The sequence below is a fragment of the Streptomyces sp. WG5 genome (genome assembly GCF_049974565.1).
In the GTDB taxonomy this organism is placed as follows: domain Bacteria; phylum Actinomycetota; class Actinomycetes; order Streptomycetales; family Streptomycetaceae; genus Streptomyces.
Map to the genome: position 1 here is coordinate 17,574 of NZ_JBNGGC010000012.1, position 25,569 is coordinate 43,142.

The window sequence follows — 25,569 nt, forward strand, 5'->3', positions numbered from 1 at the left end:
ATGAGCCTGGCATCTGTTCGCTGCTGTGGCGAACCCAGGCCTGTCGGACAGGCCCCATCTAGGGGGGTTCATGAGACGAAGAGCGAGATCGATCCTCGCCGTCGGCGCGCTCCTGATCGGCGGAGCGAGCTTCGCACCCATCGCCCAGGCACAACCCGACGGCTCCGCCACCGCGGAGGCCGACGAGGTGAAGGTCTTCCGCACCGACGTCACCCAGGAGCAGGTGTCCCTGCTGCTGGCCGCCGGGCAGGACGGCCACGAACTCGGTGAGCGGGTCCCCGACAGGGGGACGGCCACCGTCGAGGTCTACCTCACCGAGCAGCAGGCCGACAAGCTGGAGAAACAGGGACTCGACCTCGTCGAGCACACCCTCTCCACCCGGTCCGAGGAACGCGTCAGGAACGCCGCCGACGGCGTCTTCCGCCCGTACAGCGGCGAAGGCGGCCTGCGGGAGGAGATCCTCCGGACCGCACGGGAGAACCCCCGCCTCACCAAGGTCGTCTCCATCGGCAAGACGGTGAACGGCCAGGACATCCTCGCGCTCAAGCTCACCAAGAACGCGAAGAAGACGAAGGACGGCTCCAGGCCCGCGGTCCTCTACATGTCCAACCAGCACGCCCGCGAGTGGATCACCCCCGAGATGACCCGGCGGCTGATGCACCACTACCTGGACGCGTACGACGAGGACCGGCGGATCAGGAAGCTGGTCGACTCCACCGAACTGTGGTTCCTGCTGTCGGCCAACCCCGACGGCTACGACTACACGTTCGAGGACACCGACAACCGCCTGTGGCGCAAGAACCTGCGCGACGTCAACGGCGACGGCACCATCAGCACCGGCGACGGCGTCGACCTCAACCGCAACTTCGCCTACAAGTGGGGCTACGACGACGAGGGATCGTCCCCGAACCCCACCAGCCAGACCTACCGGGGCGCCGGCCCGAACTCCGAGCCCGAGACCAAGGCCCTGGACGCCTTCCAGAAGCGGATCGGCTTCACGTACGGGATCAACTACCACTCCGCCGCCGAGCTCCTCCTCTACGGCGTCGGCTGGCAGGTGGCCACGAACACCCCCGACGACGTCCTCTACGAGGCGCTCGCCGGCACGCCGGACAACTCCGCGATCCCCGGGTACCACCCGCAGGTCTCCTCCGAGCTCTACACCACCAACGGCGAGGCGGACGGCCACGCGGCCAACGTCAACGGCATGGCGATGTTCACCCCCGAGATGTCGACCTGCCAGACCATCTCCGAACAGGACCCCGACGACGAGTGGAACGCGGGCGACTGCCAGTCGGGCTTCAACTTCCCCGACGACGAGGAACTGATCCAGCAGGAGTTCGAGAAGAACATCCCCTTCGCGCTCTCCGTCGCCGAGACCGCCGCCCACCCCGACCGGCCGTCCTCCGCGGTCGGCCTGGAGGCCGCCGACTTCACCCCGGCCGCGTTCGACACCTCCTACGCGCGCGGCGGTGACCAGGAGGTCTCCGTCGTCGTGCGCAAGTCGGTGCGCGACAAGGAACTGAAGTACCGCGTCAACGGCGGACGCGTCCACGACATGGCCCTGAAGCCCTGGCGGGGCGGCGAGACGTACGGCGGCGAGGACAACCTCTACTTCGACGAGTACCGCGCCGAGGTCAAGGACGGCGACCGCGGCGACAAGGTCGAGGTCTGGTTCACCGGTGAGACGAAGCAGGGCAGGCGGACCGAGAGCGAGCACTTCACGTACACGATCGCCGAGCGGCCCCGCGCGGACGTCCTGGTCGTCGCCGAGGAGGGCGCGAAGGCCACGCAGACGCAGACGTACGTGGACGCCCTCAAGGCGAACGGCGAGCGGGCGGCCGTCTGGGACGTCGCCACGCAGGGCGCGCCCGACGCGCTCGGCGTCCTCGGTCACTTCGACACCGTCCTCCACTACACCGGCGCCGCGGTACCCGGCCACGCCACCCAGCTCCAGCTGCGCGCCTTCCTCAACGAGGGCGGCAGGCTGATCGAGGCGGGGCAGCGGGCCGGCGGCAGCGTCGACCTCGGCGGCGGCACCATGTCCGACGACTTCAGCCAGTACTACCTGGGTGCCTACACCCGTACGTCGACCCCCGGAGCCACCGGATTCACCGGCTCCGGAAAGCTCGGCGGAGCCGCCGGCCCGCTCGGCGACGCCCCGGGCAATCCGCTGGACGCCGCCGGGACCTACAGCGTCACCTCGGACCAGCTGCCCGCCGCCACCTACCCGCAGTTCGCGAGCGCGGGCGCCGGGAAGTTCGCCGGGACGGTCAACCCGTACGGGCCCTACGCGGGCGCGTGGATGGCCGCCGCCGTCCACACCGACGACGCCTACAAGCGCCTCACCCGCACCGTCGACCTCACCGGTGTCACCGCCGCCGACCGGCCCACGCTCCGCACCCAGCTGCTGTGGGACACCGAGCGCGGCTACGACCACGCCCTCGTCGAGGCGCACACCACCGGCGCCGACGACTGGACCACGCTCCCCGAGGCGGGCGGTGCCACCGGCACGGCCGTGCCCGCGGAGTGCTCGGCCGGGTTCTACGTGAGCGAGCACCCCTGGCTGGAGCGCTACCTGACCCTGTCCGACGACGGCTGCACCGCGGCCGGCACGACCGGGCGGTGGAACAGCCTCACCGGCTCCTCCGGAGGGTGGCGGCAGGTCGAGTTCGACCTGAGCGCCTACGCCGGGAAGTCGGTCGAGGTGTCGATCGCCTACGTCACCGACCCCGGCAGCGGCGGGCGCGGCGTCCTCGCCGACGAGACCTCGCTCGTCGTCGGCGGCACGGCCACCGCGACCGAGGGCTTCGAGACCGCGCTCGGCGACTGGCGGGTCTCCGGGCCGCCCGCGGGCAGCCCCGCCGTGCTGAAGGACTGGACCCGTACCGGGACCCTGTTCCAGACGTACGGCGCGGTCACCACGGACGACACCGTGCTGCTGGGCTTCGGTCTGGAACACCTCACCGGACCGGCGGCCCGGACGGCGCTGGTCCGGCAGGCGCTGCGTGCCCTGGGCGAGTGAAATCCGGGATGCGGGGGACTGGCACGGTGTAGCGAAATCGGGTGATCGGTCCCCGTGATCCCGGGCGGTCCGTACCCCTACTGGCGGGTACGGACCGCCCTGCCGGGTATGGGGCGTCTCGATGTCACCCCCGAGGCCCCGGAGAGGTAGGGTCGGAGGTGGTCGGGGACATCCCAAATACAGCTCGCCGGCACATCGGGCCGGCGTACCAACGAGGAGATCGGTTCGTGACGATCCGCGTAGGCATCAACGGCTTTGGCCGCATCGGTCGTAACTACTTCCGCGCGCTGCTGGAGCAGGGTGCAGACATCGAGATCGTGGCTGTCAACGACCTGGGTGACACCGCGACCACCGCCCACCTGCTCAAGTACGACACCATCCTCGGCCGCCTCAAGCAGGAGGTCTCGCACACCGAGGACACCATCACCGTCGGCGACAAGACCATCAAGGTCCTCGCCGAGCGCAACCCCGCGGACATCCCGTGGGGCGAGCTGGGTGTCGACATCGTCATCGAGTCGACCGGCATCTTCACCAAGAAGGCCGACGCCGAGAAGCACATCGCGGGCGGCGCGAAGAAGGTCCTCATCTCGGCCCCGGCCAAGGACGAGGACGTCACCATCGTGATGGGCGTCAACCAGGACAAGTACGACCCGGCGAACCACCACGTCATCTCCAACGCCTCCTGCACCACCAACTGCGTGGCGCCGATGGCGAAGGTCCTCGACGAGAACTTCGGCATCGTCAAGGGCCTGATGACGACGGTGCACGCGTACACGAACGACCAGCGCATCCTGGACTTCCCGCACAAGGACCTGCGCCGCGCCCGTGCCGCCGCGGAGAACATCATCCCGACCACCACGGGTGCCGCCAAGGCCACCGCGCTGGTCCTCCCGCAGCTCAAGGGCAAGCTGGACGGCATCGCCATGCGCGTCCCGGTCCCCACCGGCTCGGTCACCGACCTCGTCCTGGAACTCGGCCGCGAGGTCACCAAGGAAGAGATCAACGCCGCCTTCCAGAAGGCCGCCGAGGGCGAGCTCAAGGGCATCCTCGAGTACACCGAGGACGCGATCGTCTCCTCCGACATCGTCAACGCCCCGGCGTCCTGCACCTTCGACTCGTCCCTGACCATGGTCCAGGACGGCAAGAACGTGAAGGTCATCGGCTGGTACGACAACGAGTGGGGCTACTCCAACCGCCTCGTCGACCTCACGGTCTTCGTCGGCAACCAGCTCTGATCGACTCGGACCCAGCAGGCACCGCGATGCGGTGGCAGGGCTCGGACAGCGCAAGGCCGCGCTGCCCGAGCCCTGCGTCGCGTCCGCAGCGACCAGCCCTCGTAGGATCACGAGCGATCACGAGAACCCAGGAGCCCTCTGCATGAAGACGATCGACGAACTGCTCTCCGAAGGCGTCGCGGGCAAGCGCGTCTTCGTCCGCGCCGACCTGAACGTGCCGCTGGACGGCACCACCATCACCGACGACGGCCGCATCCGCGCCGTGGTGCCCACCGTCAAGGCCCTGGCCGACGCGGGCGCGCGCGTGATCGTCGCCTCGCACCTGGGCCGCCCCAAGGGCGCCCCGGACCCGGTCTTCTCCCTGGCCCCGGCCGCCGCCCGCCTCGGTGAGCTGCTCGGCACCGACGTCGCCTTCGCCGAGGACACGGTCGGCACCGCCGCCGAGTCCGCGGTGGCCGGCCTCGCCGACGGCCGGGTGGCCGTCATCGAGAACCTGCGCTTCAACGCCGGCGAGACCAGCAAGGACGACACCGAGCGCGCCGCCTTCGCCGACAAGCTGGCCGGCCTCGCGGACGTCTACGTCGGCGACGGCTTCGGCGCCGTGCACCGCAAGCACGCCTCCGTCTTCGACCTCCCGAAGCGGCTGCCGCACTACGCCGGCTACCTCATCGCCACCGAGGTCGGCGTCCTGAAGAAGCTCACCGACGACGTCCAGCGCCCCTACGTCGTCGCCCTCGGCGGCGCCAAGGTCTCCGACAAGCTCGCCGTCATCGACCAGCTGCTCGGCAAGGCCGACCGGCTCCTCATCGGCGGCGGCATGGCGTACACCTTCCTCAAGGCCCAGGGCCACGAGGTCGGCATCTCCCTCCTCCAGGAGGACCAGATCCCGACCGTCAAGGAGTACATGGAGCGCGCGGAGAAGAACGGCGTCGAGCTGGTCCTCCCCGTCGACGTCCTGGTCTCGTCCGAGTTCCCGGACCTGAAGACCAAGGCCCCGGCCCACCCCGCCACCGTCGCGGCGGACGCCATCCCGGCCGACCAGGAGGGTCTGGACATCGGTCCCGAGACCCGCAAGCTGTACGCCTCGAAGCTCGCTGACGCCGCCACCGTCTTCTGGAACGGCCCCATGGGCGTCTTCGAGCACCCCGACTACGCCGAGGGCACCAAAGCGGTCGCCCAGGCCCTCGTCGACGCCCCGGGCTTCACCGTGGTCGGCGGCGGCGACTCCGCCGCGGCCGTTCGCACGCTCGGCTTCGACGAGAACGCATTCGGCCACATCTCGACCGGAGGCGGCGCCTCCCTCGAATACCTCGAGGGCAAGACGCTCCCCGGCCTCGCCGCACTGGAGGACTGACCTCAATGACCACCCGCACGCCGCTGATGGCGGGCAACTGGAAGATGAACCTCAACCACCTCGAGGCCATCGCCCAGGTCCAGAAGCTCGCCTTCGCCCTCGCGGACAAGGACTACGACGCCGTCGAGGTCGCCGTCCTCGTCCCCTTCACCGACCTGCGCTCGGTGCAGACCCTGGTCGAGCACGACAAGCTGAAGATCAAGTACGGCGCCCAGGACATCTCCGCCCACGACGGCGGCGCCTACACCGGTGAGATCTCCGGCCCGATGCTGGCCAAGCTGCGCTGCGCCTACGTCGCGATCGGCCACTCCGAGCGCCGGCAGTACCACGCCGAGACCGACGAGCTGGTCAACGCCAAGGTCAAGGCCGCCTACAAGCACGGCCTGACCCCGATCCTGTGCGTCGGCGAGGAGCTGGACGTCCGCGAGGCGGGCAACCACGTCGCCCACACCCTCGCCCAGGTCGAGGGCGGTCTGAAGGACCTCCCGGCCGAGCAGGCCGAGAGCGTCGTGATCGCCTACGAGCCCGTGTGGGCCATCGGCACCGGCAAGGTCTGCGGCGCCGAGGACGCCCAGGAGGTCTGCGCGGCCATCCGCGGCAAGCTCGCCGGCCTGTACTCCCAGGAGCTGGCCGACAAGGTCCGCATCCAGTACGGCGGCTCGGTCAAGTCCGGCAACGTCGCCGAGATCATGTCGCAGGCCGACATCGACGGCGCCCTGGTCGGCGGTGCCTCGCTGGACTCGGACGAGTTCGTCAAGATCGTGCGCTTCCGCGACCAGTAGCCCGACCAGGAGATCGACCAGCAGGTCGACCAGTGAGTATGCGGTAGCGGCGATACGTCGTACCCTTGCGGGGGCATGGTGGCCCACTGTCACCGTGCCCCCGTCGTTCATCCGAATCCGAGGAAGTTGGTCCAGCCGTGGTTTTGGGGTTCTCGATCGCCCTGATCGTCTTCAGCCTGCTGCTGATGCTGCTGGTGCTGATGCACAAGGGGAAGGGCGGCGGCCTCTCCGACATGTTCGGTGGCGGCATGCAGTCGTCCGTCGGCGGCTCCTCGGTCGCCGAGCGCAACCTCGACCGGATCACCGTCGTGGTCGGTCTGCTGTGGTTCGCGTGCATCATGGTGCTCGGCCTTCTGATGAAGGCGAACAACTGACGCACCACCCACCTGCGCACGTAAAGCCCCATGTTCGGTACGCGCCCCACGGCGCGGCCTATCATGGGGCTTGCGTCTGAGCAGTGGAGCTTGTAACTCCAACCACTGGACGCGCGTTGGGCCTTACGTAGACTGAGGCGCTCGCAGCGGAGCGAAACGCCGACTCGCTTCGCGGCACCATCACGCAGGGAGTTACGACCGTGGCAAGTGGCAACGCGATCCGGGGAAGCCGGGTCGGGGCGGGGCCGATGGGCGAGGCCGAGCGTGGCGAGTCCGCGCCGCGTCTGCGCATCTCCTTCTGGTGCTCCAACGGACACGAGACACAGCCGAGCTTCGCGAGCGACGCACAGGTCCCGGAGACCTGGGACTGCCCGCGCTGCGGCTTCCCCGCCGGACAGGACCGGGACAACCCACCGGACCCGCCGCGCACCGAGCCCTACAAGACCCACCTCGCGTATGTGCGCGAGCGCCGCAGCGACGCGGACGGCGAGGCGATCCTCGCCGAGGCGCTCGCCAAACTGCGGGGCGAGATCTAGCCCGGATCCGGTTCAGGTCCGGTTCAGATCCGGTTCAGCCTCCTTCGGTCTTCTCCGGCCAGTCTTCTTCAGCGCTGATCAATTAGGTTGGAACAGCCGGGACAGCTGGGACACCTAAGGAAGAAGGCTGAAGTCCGAGATGAACGTAGACGGCCGTACCAGGCTCAACCAGATGCCCGAATGGACCGCGCTGGCCAAGCACCGCGAGGAGCTCGGCGAGGTGCGGCTGCGCGAGCTGTTCGCCGCCGACCCGGGTCGCGGCACCGACTGCACGCTCCGGGTGGGAGACCTGTACGTCGACTGCTCCAAGCACCTCGTCACCGACGAGACCCTGCGGCTGCTGCGCGATCTGGCCGCCGCCACCGACGTGTTCGGGCTGCGCGACGCCATGTTCCGCGGCGAGCGGATCAACATCACCGAGGACCGGGCGGTGCTGCACACCGCGCTGCGTGCCCCGCGGGACGCGGTGATCGAGGTCGACGGCGAGAACGTCGTGCCCAAGGTGCACGCGGTACTCGACAAGATGGCCGACTTCGCCGGCCGGGTCCGCTCCGGCGAGTGGACCGGGTACACCGGCAAGCGCATCAGGAACGTCGTCAACGTCGGCATCGGCGGCTCCGACCTGGGACCCGCCATGGCCTACGAGGCGCTGCGCGCCTTCACCGACCGGGAGCTGACGGTCCGTTTCGTCTCCAACGTCGACGGCGCCGACCTCCACGAGGCCACCCGCGACCTCGACCCGGCCGAAACGCTGTTCGTCATCGCCTCCAAGACCTTCACCACCATCGAGACGGTCACCAACGCCACCTCCGCCCGGACCTGGCTGCTGGACGCGCTCGGTGACCAGGCCGCCGTCGCCAGGCACTTCGTCGCCCTGTCGACGAACGCGGAGCGGGTCGCCGACTTCGGCATCGACACGGCCAACATGTTCGAGTTCTGGGACTGGGTCGGCGGCCGCTACTCGTACGACTCGGCGATCGGGCTCTCCCTGATGATCGCCATCGGCCCGGACCGCTTCCGCGAGATGCTCGACGGCTTCCACCTCGTCGACGAGCACTTCCGCACCGCCCCCGCAGCGTCCAACGTCCCCCTGCTGATGGGCCTGCTGGGCGTCTGGTACGGCAACTTCATGGGCGCCCAGTCGCATGCGGTGCTGCCGTACTCGCACTACCTGTCGAAGTTCACCGCGTACCTCCAGCAGCTCGACATGGAGTCCAACGGCAAGTACGTCGACCGGGACGGGCACGAGGTCGACTGGCAGACCGGTCCCGTCGTGTGGGGCACGCCCGGCACCAACGGACAGCACGCGTATTACCAGTTGATCCACCAGGGCACCAAGCTCATCCCGGCGGACTTCATCGGCTTCGCCGAGCCGGTGTCCGAGCTGAGCGACGAGCTGAAGGCCCAGCACGACCTGCTGATGGCCAACTTCTTCGCGCAGACGCAGGCGCTCGCCTTCGGCAAGACACCGGACGAGGTGCGGGCCGAGGGCGTCCCGGAGGAGCTGGTCCCGCACAAGACGTTCCGCGGCAACCACCCGACGACGACGATCCTCGCCCGCGAGCTGACCCCGTCCGTGCTCGGACAGCTCGTCGCCCTCTACGAGCACAAGGTGTTCGTCCAGGGCGCGGTGTGGAACATCGACTCCTTCGACCAGTGGGGCGTCGAACTCGGCAAGGTCCTCGCCAAGCGCGTCGAACCCGCCCTCACCGACGGCGCCGAGGTCCCCGGCCTGGACGCCTCCACCAAGGCGCTGGTCGCCGCCTACCGGGAGCTGCGCGGGCGGGACTGAGCCGGCCGGGAGCGGCGGGAGGGGGAGGGGCGGTGAGGGCCTGTCGCCCCCACCGCCCCTCCCCCTCCCGTCCTGCAGGATGATCAGGCCGACGCCGACGGATACAGCGACCGCGGCAGCTGCGAAGCCGCCGCCGAGTCGAGCAGCCACAGGGTCCGGGCGCGGCCCCGGGCCCCCGCCGCGGGGGCCTGGATCTCGCCCGCGCCCGACAACGCGATGGCCGCCGCCTCCGCCTTGTCCTCACCGGCCGCGAGGAGCCACACCTCGCGGGCGGCGCGGATCGCCGGGAGGGTGAGCGTCACTCGGGTCGGCGGTGGCTTGGGCGCCCCGCGGACGCCGACCACCGTACGGTCCGTCTCCCGTACTCCCGGGTGTTCGGGGAAGAGCGACGCCACGTGCGTGTCCGGCCCGACGCCCAGCAGCAGGACGTCGAAGGACGGCACCGCGGCGTGGTTCTCGGGGACGGACGCCGCGGCCAGCTCCTGCGCGTACGCGGCGGCGGCGGCCTCCACGTCCGAGCCGTGCGGACCGTCCGACGCCGGCATCGCGTGCACCCGCTCGGGGTCCAGCGGCACCGAGTCGAGCAGCGCCTCGCGCGCCTGGGTGACGTTGCGCTCCGGGTCGCCCTCCGGCAGGAAGCGCTCGTCACCCCACCACAGGTCCAGGCGGGCCCAGTCGACGGCGTCCCGGGCGGGGGACCCGGCGAGCGCCGCGAGCAGGCCGTTGCCGTTGCGGCCGCCGGTCAGGACCACGGACGCGCTGCCCCGGGAGGCCTGCGCGTCCACGATCTTCGTGATCAGCCGGGCCGCCGCGGCCTCGGCCATCAGCTCCTTGTCGCGGTGCACGACCAGCTGGGGAGTGCTCACTTCGCCGCCGCCTTCTTCACCGGTGTCTTCTCCTGCGCCGCGTCCTTCGCGGGAGCTTTCGCAGCCGCCTGGACGGGAGCGGCGACCGCGACGGCCCCGGAGTCCCCTTTGGCCGGCGTGCCCGAGGCGGTCGGCGCGTTCAGCCGGTCCACCCCGTACCGCAGCGCCGAGGCGTACGTGTCGTCCGGGTCGAGGCGCCGCAGTTCCTCCGCGATCAGCTCGGCCGTCTCGCGGCGCTTGAGCGCCACCGCGCGGGCCGGCTGGCCCTGGATGGACAGGTTCGCCAGCGAGCCGTCGGCCCGGTCCAGGACGACTGGACCGCAGTCGGTGTCCATCCGGACCGCCGTGAGACCCGGACCGTTCGACGCGGAGCGCTGCACCGGCACGCCCAGCCGGTCCGCCAGCCACATCGCCAGCAGTTCGCAGCTCGGGTTGTACTCCTCGCCCTCCACCTCGACCGCCTGCACCTTGCAGTCGACCTGGTCGAGGGCAGCCGCCAGCATCGAGCGCCACGGCGTGATGCGGGTCCAGGACAGGTCGGTGTCGCCCGGCGTGTAGGCGTCGGCGCGGGCGGCCAGCTCCCGTACCGGGTCCTCGCAGGCGTAGGTGTCGGTGACCCGGCGCTGGGCCAGCGCGCCCAGCGGGTCCCCGGCCGGGTCCAGCGGCGCGTTCACCGGCCACCACACCACGACCGGCGCGTCCGGCAGCAGCAGCGGCAGGACCACCGACTGGGCGTGCTCGACGACATCGCCGTAGAGCCGCAGCACGATCGTCTCGCCGGTGCCCGCGTCGGCGCCGAGGCGGACCTCGGCGTCCAGCCGGGACTTCGTGCGGTCCCGCGGCGAACGCGAGACGCGCTTGATGACGACGAGCGTGCGCGACGGGTGCTCGTGCGCGGCGTCGCTCGCGGCCTTCAGCGCGTCGTAGGCGTTCTCCTCGTCGGTGACGATGACCAGCGTGAGCACCATGCCGATGGCCGGGGTGCCGATCGCCCGGCGACCCAGCACCAACGCCTTGTTGATCTTGCTGGCCGTGGTGTCCGTCAGGTCTGTCTTCATGGGCGGCGCCAGCTCCGTCCGTCTCGTTCGAGCATGTGGTCCGCCTCGACGGGTCCCCAGGTGCCGGCCGGGTACCGGGCCGGGGTGCAGTGCTCGTCCCAGTACTCCTCGATCGGGTCGAGGATCTTCCAGGACAGCTCGACCTCCTCGGTCCGCGGGAAGAGGTTCGCGTCGCCGAGCAGCACGTCCAGGATGAGGCGCTCGTACGCCTCCGGGCTGGACTCCGTGAAGGACTCGCCGTACGCGAAGTCCATGGACACGTCCCGGATCTCCATCGACGTGCCCGGCACCTTGGAGCCGAAGCGGACGGTGACGCCCTCGTCGGGCTGGACGCGGATCACGATCGCGTTCGAGCCGAGTTCCTCGGTGGCCGTGGAGTCGAAGGGGGAGTGCGGGGCCCGCTGGAAGACGACCGCGATCTCGGTGACGCGGCGGCCGAGCCGCTTGCCGGTGCGCAGGTAGAAGGGGACGCCCGCCCAGCGCCGGTTGTCGATACCGACCTTGATCGCGGCGTAGGTGTCGGTCTTCGACCTGGGGTCGATGCCCTCTTCCTCCAGGTAGCCGACGGCCTGGGCGCCGCCCTGCCACCCGGCCGTGTACTGGGCGTGCACGGTGTCCCGGCCCAGGTCCTTGGGCAGGCGGACCGCGCCGAGCACCTTGGTCTTCTCCGCGGCCAGCGCGTCCGCGTCGAAGGAGGCGGGCTCCTCCATCGCGGTCAGCGCGAGCAGCTGGAGCAGGTGGTTCTGGATGACGTCGCGGGCGGCGCCGATGCCGTCGTAGTAGCCGGCCCGGCCGCCGATGCCGATGTCCTCGGCCATGGTGATCTGGACGTGGTCGACGTAGGACCGGTTCCAGATCGGCTCGAACATCGTGTTGGCGAAGCGCAGCGCCAGGATGTTCTGGACGGTCTCCTTGCCCAGGTAGTGGTCGATGCGGAAGACCTGGTCCGGGGCGAAGACCTCGTGGACGATCGAGTTGAGCTCCTCGGCGGACTCCAGGTCGTGGCCGAACGGCTTCTCGATCACCGCGCGGCGCCAGGAACCGCTCGACTGGTCGGCCAGCTGGTGCTTCTTCAGCTGCTGGATGACCACGGGGAACGACTTCGGGGGCACCGAGAGGTAGAACGCGAAGTTGCCGCCCGTGCCCTGCGCCTTGTCCAGCTCCTCGATGGTGCCGCGCAGCCGCTCGAACGCCTCGTCGTCGTCGAAGGTGCCCTGGACGAAACGCATGCCCTGGCTGAGCTGCTGCCAGACCTCCTCGCGGAACGGGGTGCGGGAGTGCTCCTTGACGGCGTCGTGCACCACCTGGGCGAAGTCCTCGTGCTCCCAGTCGCGGCGGGCGAAACCGACGAGCGAGAAGCCCGGCGGCAGCAGACCACGGTTGGCGAGGTCGTACACGGCGGGCATGAGCTTCTTGCGGGAGAGGTCACCGGTGACGCCGAAAATGACCAGACCCGACGGCCCCGCGATACGCGGGAGCCGTCGGTCTGCGGGGTCACGCAGCGGGTTGCTGCTTGACAATTTCTAGCCCTCCGAGGGGGCGAGGCGCTTCAGCTCCGCCTCGGTCGACTTCAGCAGGTCGTTCCAGGAGTCCTCGAACTTGTCGACGCCCTCCTTCTCCAGCAGCTGGACCACCTCGTCGTAGCCGATCCCGAGCTTCTCGACCGCGTCGAGGTCGGCACGGGCCTGCTCGTAGGTGCCGGCGACCGTGTTGCCGGTGATCTCGCCGTGGTCCTCGGTGGCGAACAGGGTCGCCTCCGGCATGGTGTTCACCGTGTTGGGTGCGACCAGGTCGGTGACGTACATGGTGTCGCTGTACGCCTTGTCCTTCACGCCGGTCGACGCCCACAGCGGACGCTGCTTGTTGGCGCCGGCCTTCTCCAGGGCGTTCCAGCGGTCGGAGGAGAAGATCTCCTCGTACGCCTGGTAGGCGAGCCGGGCGTTGGCGACGGCGGCCTTGCCGCGCAGGGCCTTGGCCTCGTCGGTGCCGAGCGCGTCGATCCGCTTGTCGATCTCGGTGTCCACGCGGGACACGAAGAAGGACGCCACCGAGTGGATCAGCGACAGGTCCAGGCCGCGCTCCTTGGCCTTCTCCAGGCCGGTCAGGAAGGCGTCCATGACCAGGCGGTAGCGCTCCAGGGAGAAGATCAGCGTGACGTTGACACTGATGCCCAGGCCGATGACCTCGGCGATCGCCGGGATACCGGCCTCGGTCGCCGGGATCTTGATCAGCGTGTTGGGCCGGTCCACCAGCCAGGCGAGCTGCTTGGCCTCGGCGACCGTCGCCTTGGTGTTGTGCGCGAGACGCGGGTCCACCTCGATGGAGACCCGGCCGTCCTTGCCGCCGGTGGCGTCGAAGACGGGGCGCAGGATGTCGGCGGCGTCGCGGACGTCCGCCGTGGTGATCATGCGGATGGCCTCTTCGACCGTGACCTTGCGGAAGGCCAGGTCGGAGAGCTGCTGGTCGTAGCCGTCGCCCTGCGAGATCGCCTTCTGGAAGATCGACGGGTTGGTGGTGACGCCCACGACGTGCTGCTGGTCGATCAGCTCGGCGAGGTTGCCGGACGTGATCCGCTTGCGCGACAGGTCGTCCAGCCAGATCGCGACGCCTTCATCGGAGAGGCGCTTGAGTGCGTCTGTCATGGAAAATGCATCTCCTACGTGTCGTGTACGAGCGTCAGCGCTGGGCTGCGGCGATCGATTCCCGGGCGGCGGCTGCGACGTTCTCGGCAGTGAAGCCGAACTCGCGGAAGAGCACCTTGCCGTCCGCCGAAGCACCGAAGTGCTCCAGGGAAACGATGCGGCCGGCGTCCCCCACGTACTTGTGCCAGGTCAGGCCGATCCCGGCCTCCACCGCGACGCGGGCCTTCACGGACGGGGGCAGGACGCTGTCCCGGTACCCCTGGTCCTGCTGCTCGAACCACTCGACGCACGGCACGGACACCACACGGGTCGGCACACCGTCGGCCTGGAGCGCCTCACGGGCCTCGACGGCGACGTGCACCTCGGAACCGGTGGCGATGAGGACCACCTCGGGCTCGCCGCCCTCGGCCTCGAACAGGACGTAGCCGCCCTTGGCCGCGTCCTCGTTCGGCTCGTACGTCGGCACGCCCTGGCGGGTCAGCGCCAGACCGTGCGGCTGGCCCTTGCCGAACTCCTTCGTCCAGCGCCCCAGGATCTCGCGCCAGGCGATGGCCGTCTCGTTGGCGTCCGCCGGGCGGACCACGTTCAGGCCCGGGATGGCGCGCAGCGAGGCGAGGTGCTCGACGGGCTGGTGGGTCGGGCCGTCCTCGCCCAGGCCGATGGAGTCGTGCGTCCACACGTACGTCACCGGCAGGTGCATGAGCGCCGACAGCCGCACCGCGTTGCGCATGTAGTCGGAGAACACCAGGAAGGTGCCGCCGTAGATGCGGGTGTTGCCGTGCAGGGCGATGCCGTTCATCTCCGCGGCCATCGCGTGCTCGCGGATACCGAAGTGGATGGTGCGGCCGTACGGGTCGGCCTCCGGCAGCGGGTTGCCCGCCGGGAGGAAGGACGACGTCTTGTCGATCGTCGTGTTGTTCGAGCCGGCCAGGTCGGCCGAGCCGCCCCACAGCTCCGGGATGATGGCGCCGAGCGCCTGGAGCACCTTGCCGGAGGCGGCCCGGGTGGCGACACCCTTGCCCGTCTCGAAGACCGGGATCTTCTCCTCCCAGCCCTGGGGGAGCTCGCCCTTGGCGACGCGGTCGTACTCGGCGGCGCGCTCCGGGTTGCTGTCCCGCCACTGCTGGAAGGACTTCTCCCACACCGCGCGGGCCGCCTGGCCCTTCTCCAGCGCCTTGCGGGTGTGGCCGATGACCTCGTCGGAGACCTCGAAGGTCTTCTCCGGGTCGAAGCCCAGGACCCGCTTGGTCGCCGCGACCTCGTCGTCGCCGAGCGCCGAGCCGTGCGCGGCCTCGGTGTTCTGCGCGTTCGGGGCGGGCCAGGCGATGATCGAGCGCATGGCGATGAAGGACGGCCGGTCGGTGACCCGCTTCGCCGCCTCGATCGCGTCGTAGAGCGCGTTCGGGTCCAGGTCGCCGTCCGGCTTCGGGGCGACGCGCTGCACGTGCCAGCCGTACGCCTCGTACCGCTTGCAGGTGTCCTCGGAGACGGCGGTCTCGGTGTCGCCCTCGATCGAGATGTGGTTGTCGTCCCACAGCAGGACCAGGTTGCCGAGCTTCTGGTGGCCCGCGAGGGAGGAGGCCTCGGCGGAGATGCCCTCCTGGAGGCAGCCGTCACCGGCGATGCAGTAGACGAAGTGGTCGAACGGGGAGGTGCCCTCGGCGGCCTCCGGGTCGAACAGGCCGCGCTCGTAGCGGGCGGCCATCGCCATACCCACCGCGTTGGCGACACCCTGGCCCAGCGGGCCGGTCGTCGTCTCCACACCCGTGGTGTGGCCGTACTCCGGGTGCCCGGGGGTCTTGGAGCCCCAGGTCCGGAAGGACTCGAGGTCCGCCAGCTCCAGGCCGAAGCCGGCCAGGTACAGCTGGGTGTAGAGAGTCAGGGACGAATGGCCGGCGGACAGTACGAAACGGTCGCGTCCGACCCAGTCCGCGTCGGCGGGGTCGTGCCGCATCACCTTCTGGAAGAGGGTGTAGGCGGCGGGCGCCAGGCTCATCGCCGTACCCGGATGGCCGTTGCCAACCTTCTGTACGGCATCGGCGGCCAGGACGCGGGCGGTGTCCACGGCCCGCTGGTCCAGTTCGGTCCACTCGAGGTCTGTGGTGGTCGGCTTGGTGCTCACCCTGAGTCAGGGCTCCTCTCCACATGTCGGATGCCGGTGCACGTGGGCGCCCACCGGCTGCCGGCGCGTCCGTGAGTCGGCCGGCCGTTGTCGAGCCTACCCCCGTAAGTACGTGCGTTTTTCCCCTGGAAACAAGACTGCCGGGACTCCTCCGGATCCGCCTGTCGACTGGGCGAAACCGCATTCGGCATGTGAATACGGGCCCGCTCATCTGACCGCTCAATCGACTCTGTGCACGCACGTCGGAGCACCCCTCTCAACACGACCCCACCCCCGCGAGGGCCGAGGTATGGGCAACGTCTAAAGTGGCGTGGTACGCGCGAGCCTTTACCGCGACTTCACGCGGTGGGGCTTGCTGGGATGTCTCTGTCAGGGGTGTGCGTGACGGCCGTTGAATCCCGTCCTGCGGGGGTTATCGGGACGAACCAGAGCCCGAGTCACCGGCCGTTCGGGGCCCGTGTCAAGGCGTTCGTGGCGCTGACCAAGCCGCGGATCATCGAGCTTCTGCTGATCACCACCGTTCCGGTGATGTTCCTCGCCGAGCAGGGTGTTCCGGATCTGAAGCTGGTGCTGCTGACCTGCGTCGGCGGTTACCTGTCCGCGGGCGGCGCCAACGCGCTGAACATGTACATCGACCGCGACATCGACGCGCTGATGGACCGGACCTCGCAGCGCCCGCTGGTGACCGGCATGGTCAGTCCGGCCGAATGCCTCGTCTTCGGCATCACCCTGGCCATCGTCTCGACACTGTTGTTCGGCTTCACCGTCAACTGGCTGTCGGCCTGGCTCTCGCTCGGCGCGCTCCTCTTCTACGTCGTCGTCTACACGATGATCCTCAAGCGCCGCACCTCGCAGAACATCGTCTGGGGCGGCATCGCCGGCTGCCTTCCGGTCCTCATCGGCTGGTCGGCCGTGACCAACTCGATGTCCTGGGCGCCCATCATCCTGTTCGGGGTGATGTTCTTCTGGACGCCGCCGCACTACTGGCCGCTGTCCATGAAGGTCAAGGAGGACTACGCGCGCGTCGGCGTGCCGATGCTCCCGGTCATCGCCTCGAACAAGGTCGTCGCCCGGCAGATCGTCATCTACAGCTGGGTGATGGTCGCCGTGTCCCTGCTGCTGACGCCGCTCGGCTACACCGGCTGGTTCTACACGGCGGTCGCCCTGCTGGCCGGCGGCATGTGGCTGTGGGAGGCGCACGGGCTGCAGAACCGCGCCAAGGCCGAGGTGACGGGCGGCAAGCTCAAGGAGATGCGGCTCTTCCACTGGTCGATCACCTATGTGTCGGTGCTGTTCCTGGCGATCGCGGTGGATCCCTTCCTGCGCTGAGTGCTCGTGCGACGGGCGGGGTGCGTGGCCGAGACCACGCACCCCGCCCGTCGCCGTTCGGTCTACCCGTCGGTAGCATCCTGGTCATGGCAGACACGCAGCAGGTTGACACGAAGGCCGGGTGGGCCGAGCGGTGGGCCGAACACCGGCTGACCCGGATGGCCGGGCGGATCGACGCCTTCGCCAAGGCGCACGGCGGCGCCGAGGCCCAGGTCGCCTACCTCGGTGAGCGCGGCGCCCGGATCGTGCTCGTCGGCGAGGACGGCGCCTGGGGCGACCTCGTCGCGCGCTCCTACGACAGTGCCCGGAAGGCCGTCGAGAAGTCCGGGATCACCGTCCACGACGACTTCGACGGCGAGTTCGCGGCCAAGGTGACGACCGGCCCCTACGAGTGGTCGCGCATGGCGGGCATCCAGGTGGGCGGGCCGAGCAACACCTGAGGGCGGGTTCACCCGTTAGGACCGTAGGAAGCCGCACGGCGCACGGGCCGCAAGGCGCGCGAGCCGTACGGCACACGGTCCCAGCAGGGGGAGTCCGGATGATCGAAACGCCGTCCCTGGTGGACCAGTACTGCCACGGCGTTCTGAGAACGGAGCTGGGCCTCGGCACCTTCGAGGCCCAGCTGGCACGCACCGAGGGTCCGCCCGCCCCGGGCACCACCCTGTTCGACACCCAGACCGGCTTCGCGGTACGCCGCTGGTGCCCGCCCCTGCTCGGCCTGGAACCGCACTGTCCGCCCGCCCACTACCTGGCCCGGCGCCGAGAGCTCGGCGTCCTGGAGGCGGACCGCAGGCTGCTGCGCGGCAGCGGCATCACCACCTACCTGGTCGACGCGGGCCTGCCCGGCGACCTCACGGGACCCGCGGAGATGGCCGCCGCCGCGGACGCCGACGCCCACGAGATCGTGCGCCTGGAACTGCTGGCCGAGCAGGTCGCCGACACCTCCGGCACCGTCGACTCCTTCCTCTCCAACCTCGCCGAGGCGGTGCACGGCGCCGCCGCGAACGCGGTCGCCTTCACCTCCGTCGCGGGCGTACGGCACGGTCTGGCACTGGCACCGGAACCCCCCGGACCGGGCGAGGTGCGCGGCGCCGCCGCCCGCTGGCTGACGGGGCGCGAGGTCGGCGGCGAGCTGAGCGACCCGGTGCTGCTGCGGCACCTGCTGTGGAGCGCCGTCGCCTCGGGCCTGCCGATCCAGCTGCACGCGGGGCTCGGCGAGCCGGGCCTGCGCATCGACCGCACCGACCCGGTCCTGCTGACGGACTTCGTGCGGGCCACCGCGGGCCTCGGCACCGACCTGGTCCTGCTGCACAGCTACCCGTACCACCGCCACGCCGCCCACCTCGCCGGAGTCTTCCCGCACGTCTACGCCGACTCGGGCGCCGCCCTGCTACGTACCGGCGCCCGGGCCGCGACGGTCCTCGCGGAGATCCTGGAACTGGCGCCCTTCGGCAAGGTCCTCTTCTCCAGCGGCGCCCAGGGACTGCCCGAACTGCACGTGGTCGCCGCCCGCCTGTTCCGCGAGGCCCTGGGACGGGTGCTGGGTACCTGGGTGGCCGAGGAGGCGTGGGCGCCCAGGGACGCGCAGCGGGTGGCGGGGATGATCGCGTCGGGGAACGCGGGGCGGGTGTACGGCCTGGAGTGAATCGCGGACAATGCGCGGATGCCGACCGACACGCTGCTCGATCGCTTCCTCCAGGGACTCGGACCTCTCGCCCCCGTCGCCGTCTGGGCCCACGGCTCACTGGCCGGCGGCGACTACCGGGAAGGCCGGAGCGACCTCGACCTGATCGCGGTCCTGGACCGCCCGGTCACCGCCCGCACGGCCTGGCGGCTGGGACTGCTCCACGCCCGACTGCGCGCCGCGCCGCTCGCGGCACAGCTGCACTGCACCTACCTGTCGCCCGACTCCGTCGCGGGCTCCGCACGGCGCCACCTGACCTGGGCCCACGGGCGGCTGTTCAAACGGCCGGTCACCCCGGTCACCCGGCGCGAGCTGCACACCTTCGGGCGCGTCCTGTACGGGGAGTCACCGGGGACCGTGCTGCCGCCCGTCTCCGACACCGAACTGGCCGGGTTCGTCGTCCGGGACCAGCGGGACTTCTGGCGGCCGGCCGTGCGCCGGGGCGGGCTGTGGCGGCAGGACGTCTGGGTCGACCTGGGTCTGCTCACCTTCGCCCGCGCCACCGTCACGCTGCGGGACGGCAGCCTGATCTCCAAGCGGCAGGCCCTCACGGAACTCCGCGGCCTGGGAGCGCCCGGCGAGGTCGTCGGGGACATCGAACGGCGCCGCTACGGGAACCCCGTGCCGCCCACCGCCGATTGGACCGTCCGCCGCGGTGAACTGACCCGGGACTACCTGGGGCCGGCCATCGACACGCTGGTCGCCTCGTACTCCTGAACCGGCGCCCCGGGCAGCGCCGCCTCCGGCCGCTCGCGCAGCGCCAGCAGCACCCTCAGCGCCGCGATCCACATCACGCACGAGCCGAACATGTGCAGGCCGACCAGGACCTCGGGAAGATCGGTGAAGTACTGCACGTAGCCGATGGCGCCCTGGGCGAGCAGCACCAGGAACAGGTCACGGGTGCGGGCCAGCGGGCCCTTGGGCGCGTCGACCGCCTTCAGGACGAACCACAGGGCGAACGTCAGCGTCACCACGACCCACGCCAGGACGGCGTGCACCTTGCTCACCGTCTCCCAGTCGACCGGCATCCGCGGCACGTCACTGGAGTCACCCGCGTGCGGTCCGGCCCCGGTGACCACCGTGCCGACCGCGATCAGCAGCACGGAGACGCCGATCATCGCCCACACCAGCTGCTGGACCGCCTTGCCGACCAGGGGGCGCGGTGCCGCGTCGCCCTCCCGGGTGCGCTGCCACATCACGGTCGCGACGGCGATCAGCGCGGTCGACAGCAGGAAGTGGGACGCGACGGTGTACGGGTTGAGGCCCACCAGGACCACGATGCCGCCGAGGATCGCGTTGCCCATCACGATCCAGAACTGCAGCCAGCCCAGCCGCGTCAGTCCGCGCCGGTACGGCTTCTGCGACCGCGCGGCGATGATCGCCCAGCCGACCGCGGCGCACAGCACGTAGGTCAGCAGGCGGTTGCCGAACTCGATGACGCCGTGCAGGCCCATCTCGCTGGTGGTGGTCAGCGAGTCGTCGGTGCACTTGGGCCAGGTCGGGCAGCCGAGGCCCGAGCCGGTCAGGCGCACGGCACCGCCGGTGACGACGATGGCGACCGCCATGACGAGCGCGGCGAGGGCCGCCCGCCGGACCGTCCGGGGCTCCGGGGTCCAGCGTGCGGCGATGAAGGCGAGCGGATTGCGCACGGCGGCTGCGGCGTCGGCACGGGTCACGTTTGGCACGCCGTCCATCGTAGGCGCCCGCTTGTGCACGCTTTCACGAGGGTCCGTCTCCGGCACGCGGACCCGCTTCCGTCCCATGTCCGACTACTCCCAGCGGAAGAGCTTCCCGGCCGCCGCGAGCCCCACGACCGCCCAGACGGCGAGGATCCCCAGGTCTCCCCAGGGCACCCCGGCCCCGTGCTGGAGGACGTCCCGCAGCCCGTCCGACAGGGCGGAGATCGGCAGCAGCCCCAGCACGCCCTGCGCCGCGTCCGGGAACCTGTCCAGCGGCACGATCACCCCGCCGCCCACGAGGAGCAGCAGGAAGACCAGGTTGGCGGCGGCCAGCGTGGCCTCCGCCTTCAGCGTGCCCGCCATGAGCAGCCCGAGCCCGGAGAAGGCGGCCGTGCCGAGGACCAGGAGCAGCAGTACGGTGAACGGGTTGCCGTGCGGCGTCCAGCCCAGCGCGAAGGCGATCACCGTCAGCAGGACGATCTGGAGCACCTCGGTGACCAGGACGGACACCGTCTTCGCGGTCATCAGGGCCCAGCGCGGCAGCGGCGAGGCGGCCAGCCGCTTCAGCACCCCGTACCGGCGCTCGAAGCCGGTGCCGATGGCCTGCCCGGTGAACGCCGTCGACATCACGGCGAGGGCCAGGACGCCGGGCGCGAGGAAGTCGACGGCCTCCCCGGCGCCGGTGTCGATGATGTCCACGGAGCTGAACAGGACGAGCAGCAGCGTCGGGATGACCACCGTCAGCAGCAGCTGCTCGCCGTTGCGCAGCAGCATCTTCGTCTCGAGCACGGCCTGGGCGGCGATCATGCGGCCGAGCGGCGCGGCGCCGGGCTTCGGCGTGTAGGTGCCGGTGGTGGTGGTCACGAGCGCAGCTCCTTGCCGGTCAGCTCCAGGAAGACGTCCTCCAGGGTGTGCCGCTCCACCGAGATCCGGTCCGGCATCACCCCGTGCTGGGCGCACCAGGAGGTCACCGTGGCGAGCAGCTGGGGGTCGATCTTGCCGTTGACGCGGTAGGAGCCGGGGGTCAGCTCGGCGGCCGCGGAGTCCGCGGGAAGCGCCTTGAGCAGGGACGCGACGTCCAGTCCGGGCCGGCCGGAGAACCGCAGGGTGTTCTCGGCGCCGCCGCGGCACAGTTCCTCGGGCGAGCCCTGCGCGATGACCCGGCCGGCGTCGATGATGGCGACGTCGTCGGCCAGCTGCTCGGCCTCGTCCATGTGGTGGGTGGTGAGGATCACCGAGACGCCGTCGCCGCGCAGGTCCCGTACGAGGTCCCAGGTGGCGCGGCGGGCCTGCGGGTCGAGGCCGGCGGTCGGCTCGTCCAGGAACACCAGCTCCGGGCGGCCGACCACGGCCATCGCGAGGGCGAGCCGCTGCTGCTGCCCGCCGGAGAGCCTGCGGTACGTCGTCCGGCCGCACGAGCCCAGCCCGAGCCGCTCGATCAGCGCGTCGACGTCCAGCGGGTGGGCGTGCAGCTTCGCCACGTGGCGCAGCATCTCGTCCGCGCGGGCGCCGGAGTAGACGCCGCCGGACTGGAGCATCACGCCGATCCGGGGCCGCAGCTCGGAGCCCTCGCGCACCGGGTCGAGGCCCAGGACGCGCACCGTGCCGGAGTCCGGCCTCCGGTACCCCTCGCAGGTCTCGACCGTGGTCGTCTTGCCCGCCCCGTTGGGGCCGAGCACGGCGGTGACACCCGCCCGGGCCGCCAGGTCGAGGCCGTCCACCGCGGTCTTCGTGCCGTACCGCTTCACCAGGGCCTGGACCTGGACCACGGGCTCGCTTCGCATGGGTCACGAGTCTAGGTACGCGGGCCGGGACTCCGGCGCGCGGGTGCGGGGATCTCCTTCGCAGGGGTGGGCGTACGGCGCGGTCGCGGGCCGGTGGGTGCCGGCGCGCAGGGTCGGCGTACGGCGCCCACGCGGGCCCGTGCGTGGGCGCACCCGGCGCTCGCGGCCGCCCGCGCCGTCACTCGCGGGGCCGGTGCAGCGGCAGCCACCGTTCCGCGTAGGCGACCGCGTCCGCCAGCGGGAACAGCCGTGCGGTGGCCGCTCCGACCCTCCCGCGGACGACGGGCCGGTCCCGCTCGAAGTCGTGCCCCAGCTCGTCGAAACGGTCCGAGGTGATCGACACCTCGGTGACCCGCTCCCAGCCCACCGGCCCCGGCCGCCCCACCTCCACCAGCGGGGACGGAGTCCGGTACTCGGCGAGGTGGAAGGCCGTGCAGGCCTCGTAGCCCGTGCCGAGCAGCAGCACCCGGGCGCCCAGCCGCTCCAGGGTCGCCAGCGGACTGCGCTCGCCCAGCCGGCAGTCGGTGGCGTGCCCGGCGACCACCTCGGCGGCGCGGGGCCCGACGGCCGCGAAGGAGGTCTGCGGATGCGCGCTGCGCAGGGCGCCCGGCCAGGTGCGCACGGTCTCGGGGAGCACCCCGACCCCGAGCGAGGGCGTGATCAGCGGGTCGTAGGCCGGCATCGCGGCGCGGATGGTGTCCCACCACTCCTCGGGCACCGGCGGGTTCTGCCACAGGGCGGGGTCCGAGAGGTCACTGGTCTGGGCGGGGACCACCAGGGTGCCGTCCGGACCGAGCGCGTCGAGCAGTCCCTGGACGACCGCGACGGGACCTCCGCAGACCCAGCCGAGGGAGCTGAGGGAGGAGTGCACGAGGAGGGTGTCGTCGGTCCGCACGCCCAGCTCGCGCAGCCCGGCGGCGATCGTGCCGCGGGTGATGAGTGGGCCGGTGGGAGGGGGTGCGGGCATGCCGGGGAGTGTCCCGCAGGCTCGCCCGGGCCGCCACCGGATCGATCGACCGGAGATCGTTTCCGCAGGTCAGATTAGGTATGCCTAAGTGACGCAGGGCACCGTCGGATGATCCGGACGCGGCTTGCCCGCCTCGACGGAATTACGCAACAATGGCGTTGTGAAAAACGTTGGCGAGGCTCCGCAGGAGGAACTCGCGACCGGTGAGCGGTCCACCCGCAACCGTGTCGCGCGCTCCATCCTGGACCACGGGCCGTCGACCGTCGCGGAGCTCGCCGGGCGTCTGGGCCTGACCCAGGCCGCCGTCCGGCGCCACCTCGACGCGCTGGTCGCCGACGACGTGGTCGAAGCCCGTGAGCAGCGGGTCTACGGCACGCGCACGCGCGGACGGCCCGCGAAGGTCTTCTCGCTCACCGACTGCGGCCGGGACGCCTTCGACCAGTCGTACGACAAGCTGGCCGCGGACGCCCTGCGCTGGATCGCCGAGCAGGAGGGCGGGGAGCAGGCGATCGCCGCCTTCGCCCGCGCCCGGATCGCCGGCCAGGCGGGCGCGTACCGCAAGGCGGTCGAGTCCGCCGCCCCGGACAAGCGCGCCGAAGCACTGGCCAAGGCCCTCAGCGCGGACGGGTACGCTGCTACCGCGCGGAGCGCACCCCACCCCCAGCAGGGCGAGCAGCTGTGCCAGCACCACTGCCCGGTCGCCCACGTCGCAGAGCAGTTTCCGCAGCTGTGCGAGGCGGAGACGGAATTTTTCGCCGAGCTGCTCGGTACTCATGTACAGCGGCTCGCGACCATCGCACACGGCGACGGGGTCTGCACCACGTTCATTCCGAAGACTTCGCACGCGCCGCCCACGGCGCGCGCGCCCAAGAACACCGCTAACGCATCTGCAAGCACGGCCGGGAGGAACCCCGCATGACTCTCCCCACGGAGACTGCTCACCCCGAGCTCGAGGGCCTGGGCAAGTACGAATACGGCTGGGCCGACTCCGACACGGCCGGCGCCTCTGCCAAGCGCGGCATCAACGAGGACGTCGTCCGCGACATCTCCGCGAAGAAGAACGAGCCGGAGTGGATGACCAAGCTCCGCCTCAAGGGCCTGCGCCTCTTCGAGAAGAAGCCCATGCCGAACTGGGGCTCGGACCTGTCGGGCATCGACTTCGACAACATCAAGTACTTCGTGCGCTCCACGGAGAAGCAGGCGGAGTCCTGGGAGGACCTGCCCGAGGACATCAAGAACACGTACGACAAGCTCGGCATCCCCGAGGCGGAGAAGCAGCGCCTCGTCGCCGGTGTCGCGGCCCAGTACGAGTCCGAGGTCGTCTACCACCAGATCCGCGAGGACCTGGAGGAGCAGGGCGTCATCTTCCTCGACACCGACACGGCGCTGAAGGAGCACCCCGAGCTCTTCAAGGAGTACTTCGGGACCGTCATCCCCGTCGGTGACAACAAGTTCGCCTCGCTGAACAGCGCGGTGTGGTCCGGCGGCTCCTTCATCTACGTGCCGAAGGGCGTGCACGTCGAGATCCCGCTCCAGGCCTACTTCCGTATCAACACGGAGAACATGGGCCAGTTCGAGCGGACCCTGATCATCGTCGACGAGGGTGCCTACGTGCACTACGTCGAGGGCTGCACCGCCCCGATCTACAAGTCGGACTCGCTGCACAGCGCCGTGGTCGAGATCATCGTCAAGAAGAACGCCCGCTGCCGCTACACGACCATCCAGAACTGGTCGAACAACGTCTACAACCTGGTCACCAAGCGCGCCGTGGCGTACGAGGGCGCGACCATGGAGTGGATCGACGGCAACATCGGCTCCAAGGTGACGATGAAGTACCCGGCCGTCTACCTGATGGGCGAGCACGCCAAGGGCGAGACCCTGTCCATCGCCTTCGCGGGCGAGGGCCAGCACCAGGACGCCGGCTCCAAGATGGTCCACATGGCGCCGAACACGTCCTCCAACATCGTCTCGAAGTCCGTGGCGCGCGGCGGCGGCCGTACCTCCTACCGCGGTCTCGTCGAGATCGGCGAGGGCGCCCACGGCTCCAAGTCGAACGTGCTGTGCGACGCGCTGCTCGTCGACACCATCTCCCGCTCCGACACGTACCCCTACGTGGACGTCCGCGAGGACGACGTGTCCATGGGCCACGAGGCGACCGTCTCCAAGGTCTCCGAGGACCAGCTCTTCTACCTGATGAGCCGCGGTCTGAGCGAGTTCGAGGCGATGGCGATGATCGTGCGCGGCTTCGTCGAGCCGATCGCCAAGGAGCTGCCGATGGAGTACGCCCTCGAGCTCAACCGGCTGATCGAGCTGCAGATGGAAGGCGCGGTCGGTTAAGGC

22 protein-coding genes are annotated in these 25,569 nt (G+C 70.4%); 13 read left to right on the forward strand and 9 right to left on the reverse strand.

Annotation, left to right across the window (positions count from 1 at the left end; translation table 11 throughout):
* Positions 1 to 70: 70 nt before the first annotated feature.
* From ACP4IX_RS14500 to pgi, 7 genes are all read left to right on the forward strand, one after another.
* Positions 71 to 3,025, forward strand: a complete 2,955-nt coding sequence (locus ACP4IX_RS14500) for a M14 family zinc carboxypeptidase (RefSeq protein ID WP_426555706.1) — start codon at positions 71 to 73, stop codon at positions 3,023 to 3,025.
* Between the two features lie 227 nt (positions 3,026 to 3,252).
* Positions 3,253 to 4,260 (forward strand): type I glyceraldehyde-3-phosphate dehydrogenase, encoded by a 1,008-nt coding sequence (gap, locus tag ACP4IX_RS14505; protein ID WP_426524981.1) that lies wholly within the window; start codon positions 3,253 to 3,255, stop codon positions 4,258 to 4,260.
* Between the two features lie 142 nt (positions 4,261 to 4,402).
* Positions 4,403 to 5,614, forward strand: coding sequence for a phosphoglycerate kinase (locus ACP4IX_RS14510; RefSeq protein ID WP_426524979.1), 1,212 nt, complete (start codon positions 4,403 to 4,405; stop codon positions 5,612 to 5,614).
* A gap of 5 nt (positions 5,615 to 5,619) precedes the next feature.
* Complete coding sequence (tpiA, locus tag ACP4IX_RS14515; RefSeq protein ID WP_426524977.1) at positions 5,620 to 6,396, forward strand: triose-phosphate isomerase; 777 nt, start codon at positions 5,620 to 5,622, stop codon at positions 6,394 to 6,396.
* A gap of 137 nt (positions 6,397 to 6,533) precedes the next feature.
* Entirely contained in the window at positions 6,534 to 6,770 is a 237-nt protein-coding gene (gene secG, locus ACP4IX_RS14520; protein ID WP_079160504.1) for a preprotein translocase subunit SecG, read from the forward strand.
* 200 nt (positions 6,771 to 6,970) lie between these two features.
* Positions 6,971 to 7,306, forward strand: coding sequence for an RNA polymerase-binding protein RbpA (locus tag ACP4IX_RS14525; RefSeq protein ID WP_003976875.1), 336 nt, complete (start codon positions 6,971 to 6,973; stop codon positions 7,304 to 7,306).
* A 139-nt stretch (positions 7,307 to 7,445) separates the two neighbouring features.
* Positions 7,446 to 9,098: a glucose-6-phosphate isomerase gene (gene pgi / locus ACP4IX_RS14530; protein WP_426555708.1), complete on the forward strand. Its 1,653-nt coding sequence runs from the start codon at positions 7,446 to 7,448 to the stop codon at positions 9,096 to 9,098.
* Positions 9,099 to 9,181: 83 nt separating this feature from the next.
* On the opposite strand, the gene pgl is transcribed toward pgi, so the two are convergent.
* Genes pgl through tkt form a run of 5 tightly spaced genes read right to left on the reverse strand, consistent with a single transcriptional unit; the run spans position 9,182 to position 15,786 of the window.
* Positions 9,182 to 9,964, reverse strand: coding sequence for a 6-phosphogluconolactonase (pgl, locus tag ACP4IX_RS14535; RefSeq protein ID WP_426555710.1), 783 nt, complete (start codon positions 9,962 to 9,964; stop codon positions 9,182 to 9,184).
* Positions 9,961 to 11,022 carry a glucose-6-phosphate dehydrogenase assembly protein OpcA gene (gene opcA, locus ACP4IX_RS14540; protein ID WP_426524970.1) on the reverse strand — a complete coding sequence of 354 codons (1,062 nt, stop codon included), beginning with the start codon at positions 11,020 to 11,022 and terminating at the stop codon, positions 9,961 to 9,963. The genes pgl and opcA overlap by 4 nt, the downstream gene beginning before the upstream one ends.
* Positions 11,019 to 12,542 carry a glucose-6-phosphate dehydrogenase gene (zwf, locus tag ACP4IX_RS14545; protein ID WP_426524968.1) on the reverse strand — a complete coding sequence of 508 codons (1,524 nt, stop codon included), beginning with the start codon at positions 12,540 to 12,542 and terminating at the stop codon, positions 11,019 to 11,021. Before zwf ends, opcA begins: the two co-directional genes overlap by 4 nt.
* A 3-nt stretch (positions 12,543 to 12,545) precedes the next feature.
* On the reverse strand, positions 12,546 to 13,664 hold the full coding sequence (tal, locus tag ACP4IX_RS14550; RefSeq protein ID WP_426524966.1) for a transaldolase: 1,119 nt from the start codon (positions 13,662 to 13,664) through the stop codon (positions 12,546 to 12,548).
* A gap of 34 nt (positions 13,665 to 13,698) precedes the next feature.
* On the reverse strand, positions 13,699 to 15,786 hold the full coding sequence (gene tkt, locus ACP4IX_RS14555) for a transketolase (protein ID WP_426524964.1): 2,088 nt from the start codon (positions 15,784 to 15,786) through the stop codon (positions 13,699 to 13,701).
* A 375-nt stretch (positions 15,787 to 16,161) separates the two neighbouring features.
* Between tkt and ACP4IX_RS14560 the strand changes: the two genes are divergently transcribed.
* The 4 genes from ACP4IX_RS14560 to ACP4IX_RS14575 all read left to right on the forward strand — a co-directional run bounded on the left by ACP4IX_RS14560 (position 16,162) and on the right by ACP4IX_RS14575 (position 19,516).
* On the forward strand, positions 16,162 to 17,115 hold the full coding sequence (locus tag ACP4IX_RS14560) for a heme o synthase (protein ID WP_426525072.1): 954 nt from the start codon (positions 16,162 to 16,164) through the stop codon (positions 17,113 to 17,115).
* A gap of 86 nt (positions 17,116 to 17,201) precedes the next feature.
* Positions 17,202 to 17,555, forward strand: a complete 354-nt coding sequence (locus tag ACP4IX_RS14565; RefSeq protein WP_426519191.1) for a hypothetical protein — start codon at positions 17,202 to 17,204, stop codon at positions 17,553 to 17,555.
* A 98-nt stretch (positions 17,556 to 17,653) separates the two neighbouring features.
* Positions 17,654 to 18,760, forward strand: coding sequence for an amidohydrolase family protein (locus ACP4IX_RS14570; RefSeq protein WP_426519193.1), 1,107 nt, complete (start codon positions 17,654 to 17,656; stop codon positions 18,758 to 18,760).
* 18 nt (positions 18,761 to 18,778) lie between these two features.
* Positions 18,779 to 19,516 carry a nucleotidyltransferase domain-containing protein gene (locus ACP4IX_RS14575; RefSeq protein WP_426555712.1) on the forward strand — a complete coding sequence of 246 codons (738 nt, stop codon included), beginning with the start codon at positions 18,779 to 18,781 and terminating at the stop codon, positions 19,514 to 19,516.
* Here the strand turns inward: ACP4IX_RS14575 and ACP4IX_RS14580 are convergent.
* From ACP4IX_RS14580 to ACP4IX_RS14595, 4 genes are all read right to left on the reverse strand, one after another.
* Positions 19,471 to 20,493 (reverse strand): COX15/CtaA family protein, encoded by a 1,023-nt coding sequence (locus tag ACP4IX_RS14580; protein WP_426519197.1) that lies wholly within the window; start codon positions 20,491 to 20,493, stop codon positions 19,471 to 19,473. The genes ACP4IX_RS14575 and ACP4IX_RS14580 overlap by 46 nt on opposite strands.
* Before the next feature lie 75 nt (positions 20,494 to 20,568).
* Positions 20,569 to 21,342, reverse strand: a complete 774-nt coding sequence (locus ACP4IX_RS14585) for an ABC transporter permease (protein ID WP_426519199.1) — start codon at positions 21,340 to 21,342, stop codon at positions 20,569 to 20,571.
* Positions 21,339 to 22,262 carry an ABC transporter ATP-binding protein gene (locus ACP4IX_RS14590; protein ID WP_426519201.1) on the reverse strand — a complete coding sequence of 308 codons (924 nt, stop codon included), beginning with the start codon at positions 22,260 to 22,262 and terminating at the stop codon, positions 21,339 to 21,341. The genes ACP4IX_RS14585 and ACP4IX_RS14590 overlap by 4 nt, the downstream gene beginning before the upstream one ends.
* 178 nt (positions 22,263 to 22,440) lie before the next feature.
* Positions 22,441 to 23,229 (reverse strand): aminoglycoside N(3)-acetyltransferase, encoded by a 789-nt coding sequence (locus ACP4IX_RS14595; RefSeq protein WP_426555714.1) that lies wholly within the window; start codon positions 23,227 to 23,229, stop codon positions 22,441 to 22,443.
* A gap of 160 nt (positions 23,230 to 23,389) precedes the next feature.
* Here ACP4IX_RS14595 and ACP4IX_RS14600 point away from each other — a divergent pair, with 160 nt between their 5' ends.
* Together ACP4IX_RS14600 and sufB are read left to right on the forward strand one after the other, a co-directional pair.
* Positions 23,390 to 24,148, forward strand: a complete 759-nt coding sequence (locus ACP4IX_RS14600) for a helix-turn-helix transcriptional regulator (RefSeq protein WP_426555716.1) — start codon at positions 23,390 to 23,392, stop codon at positions 24,146 to 24,148.
* Complete coding sequence (gene sufB, locus ACP4IX_RS14605) at positions 24,145 to 25,566, forward strand: Fe-S cluster assembly protein SufB (RefSeq protein ID WP_003976894.1); 1,422 nt, start codon at positions 24,145 to 24,147, stop codon at positions 25,564 to 25,566. The genes ACP4IX_RS14600 and sufB overlap by 4 nt, the downstream gene beginning before the upstream one ends.
* Positions 25,567 to 25,569: the final 3 nt, after the last annotated feature.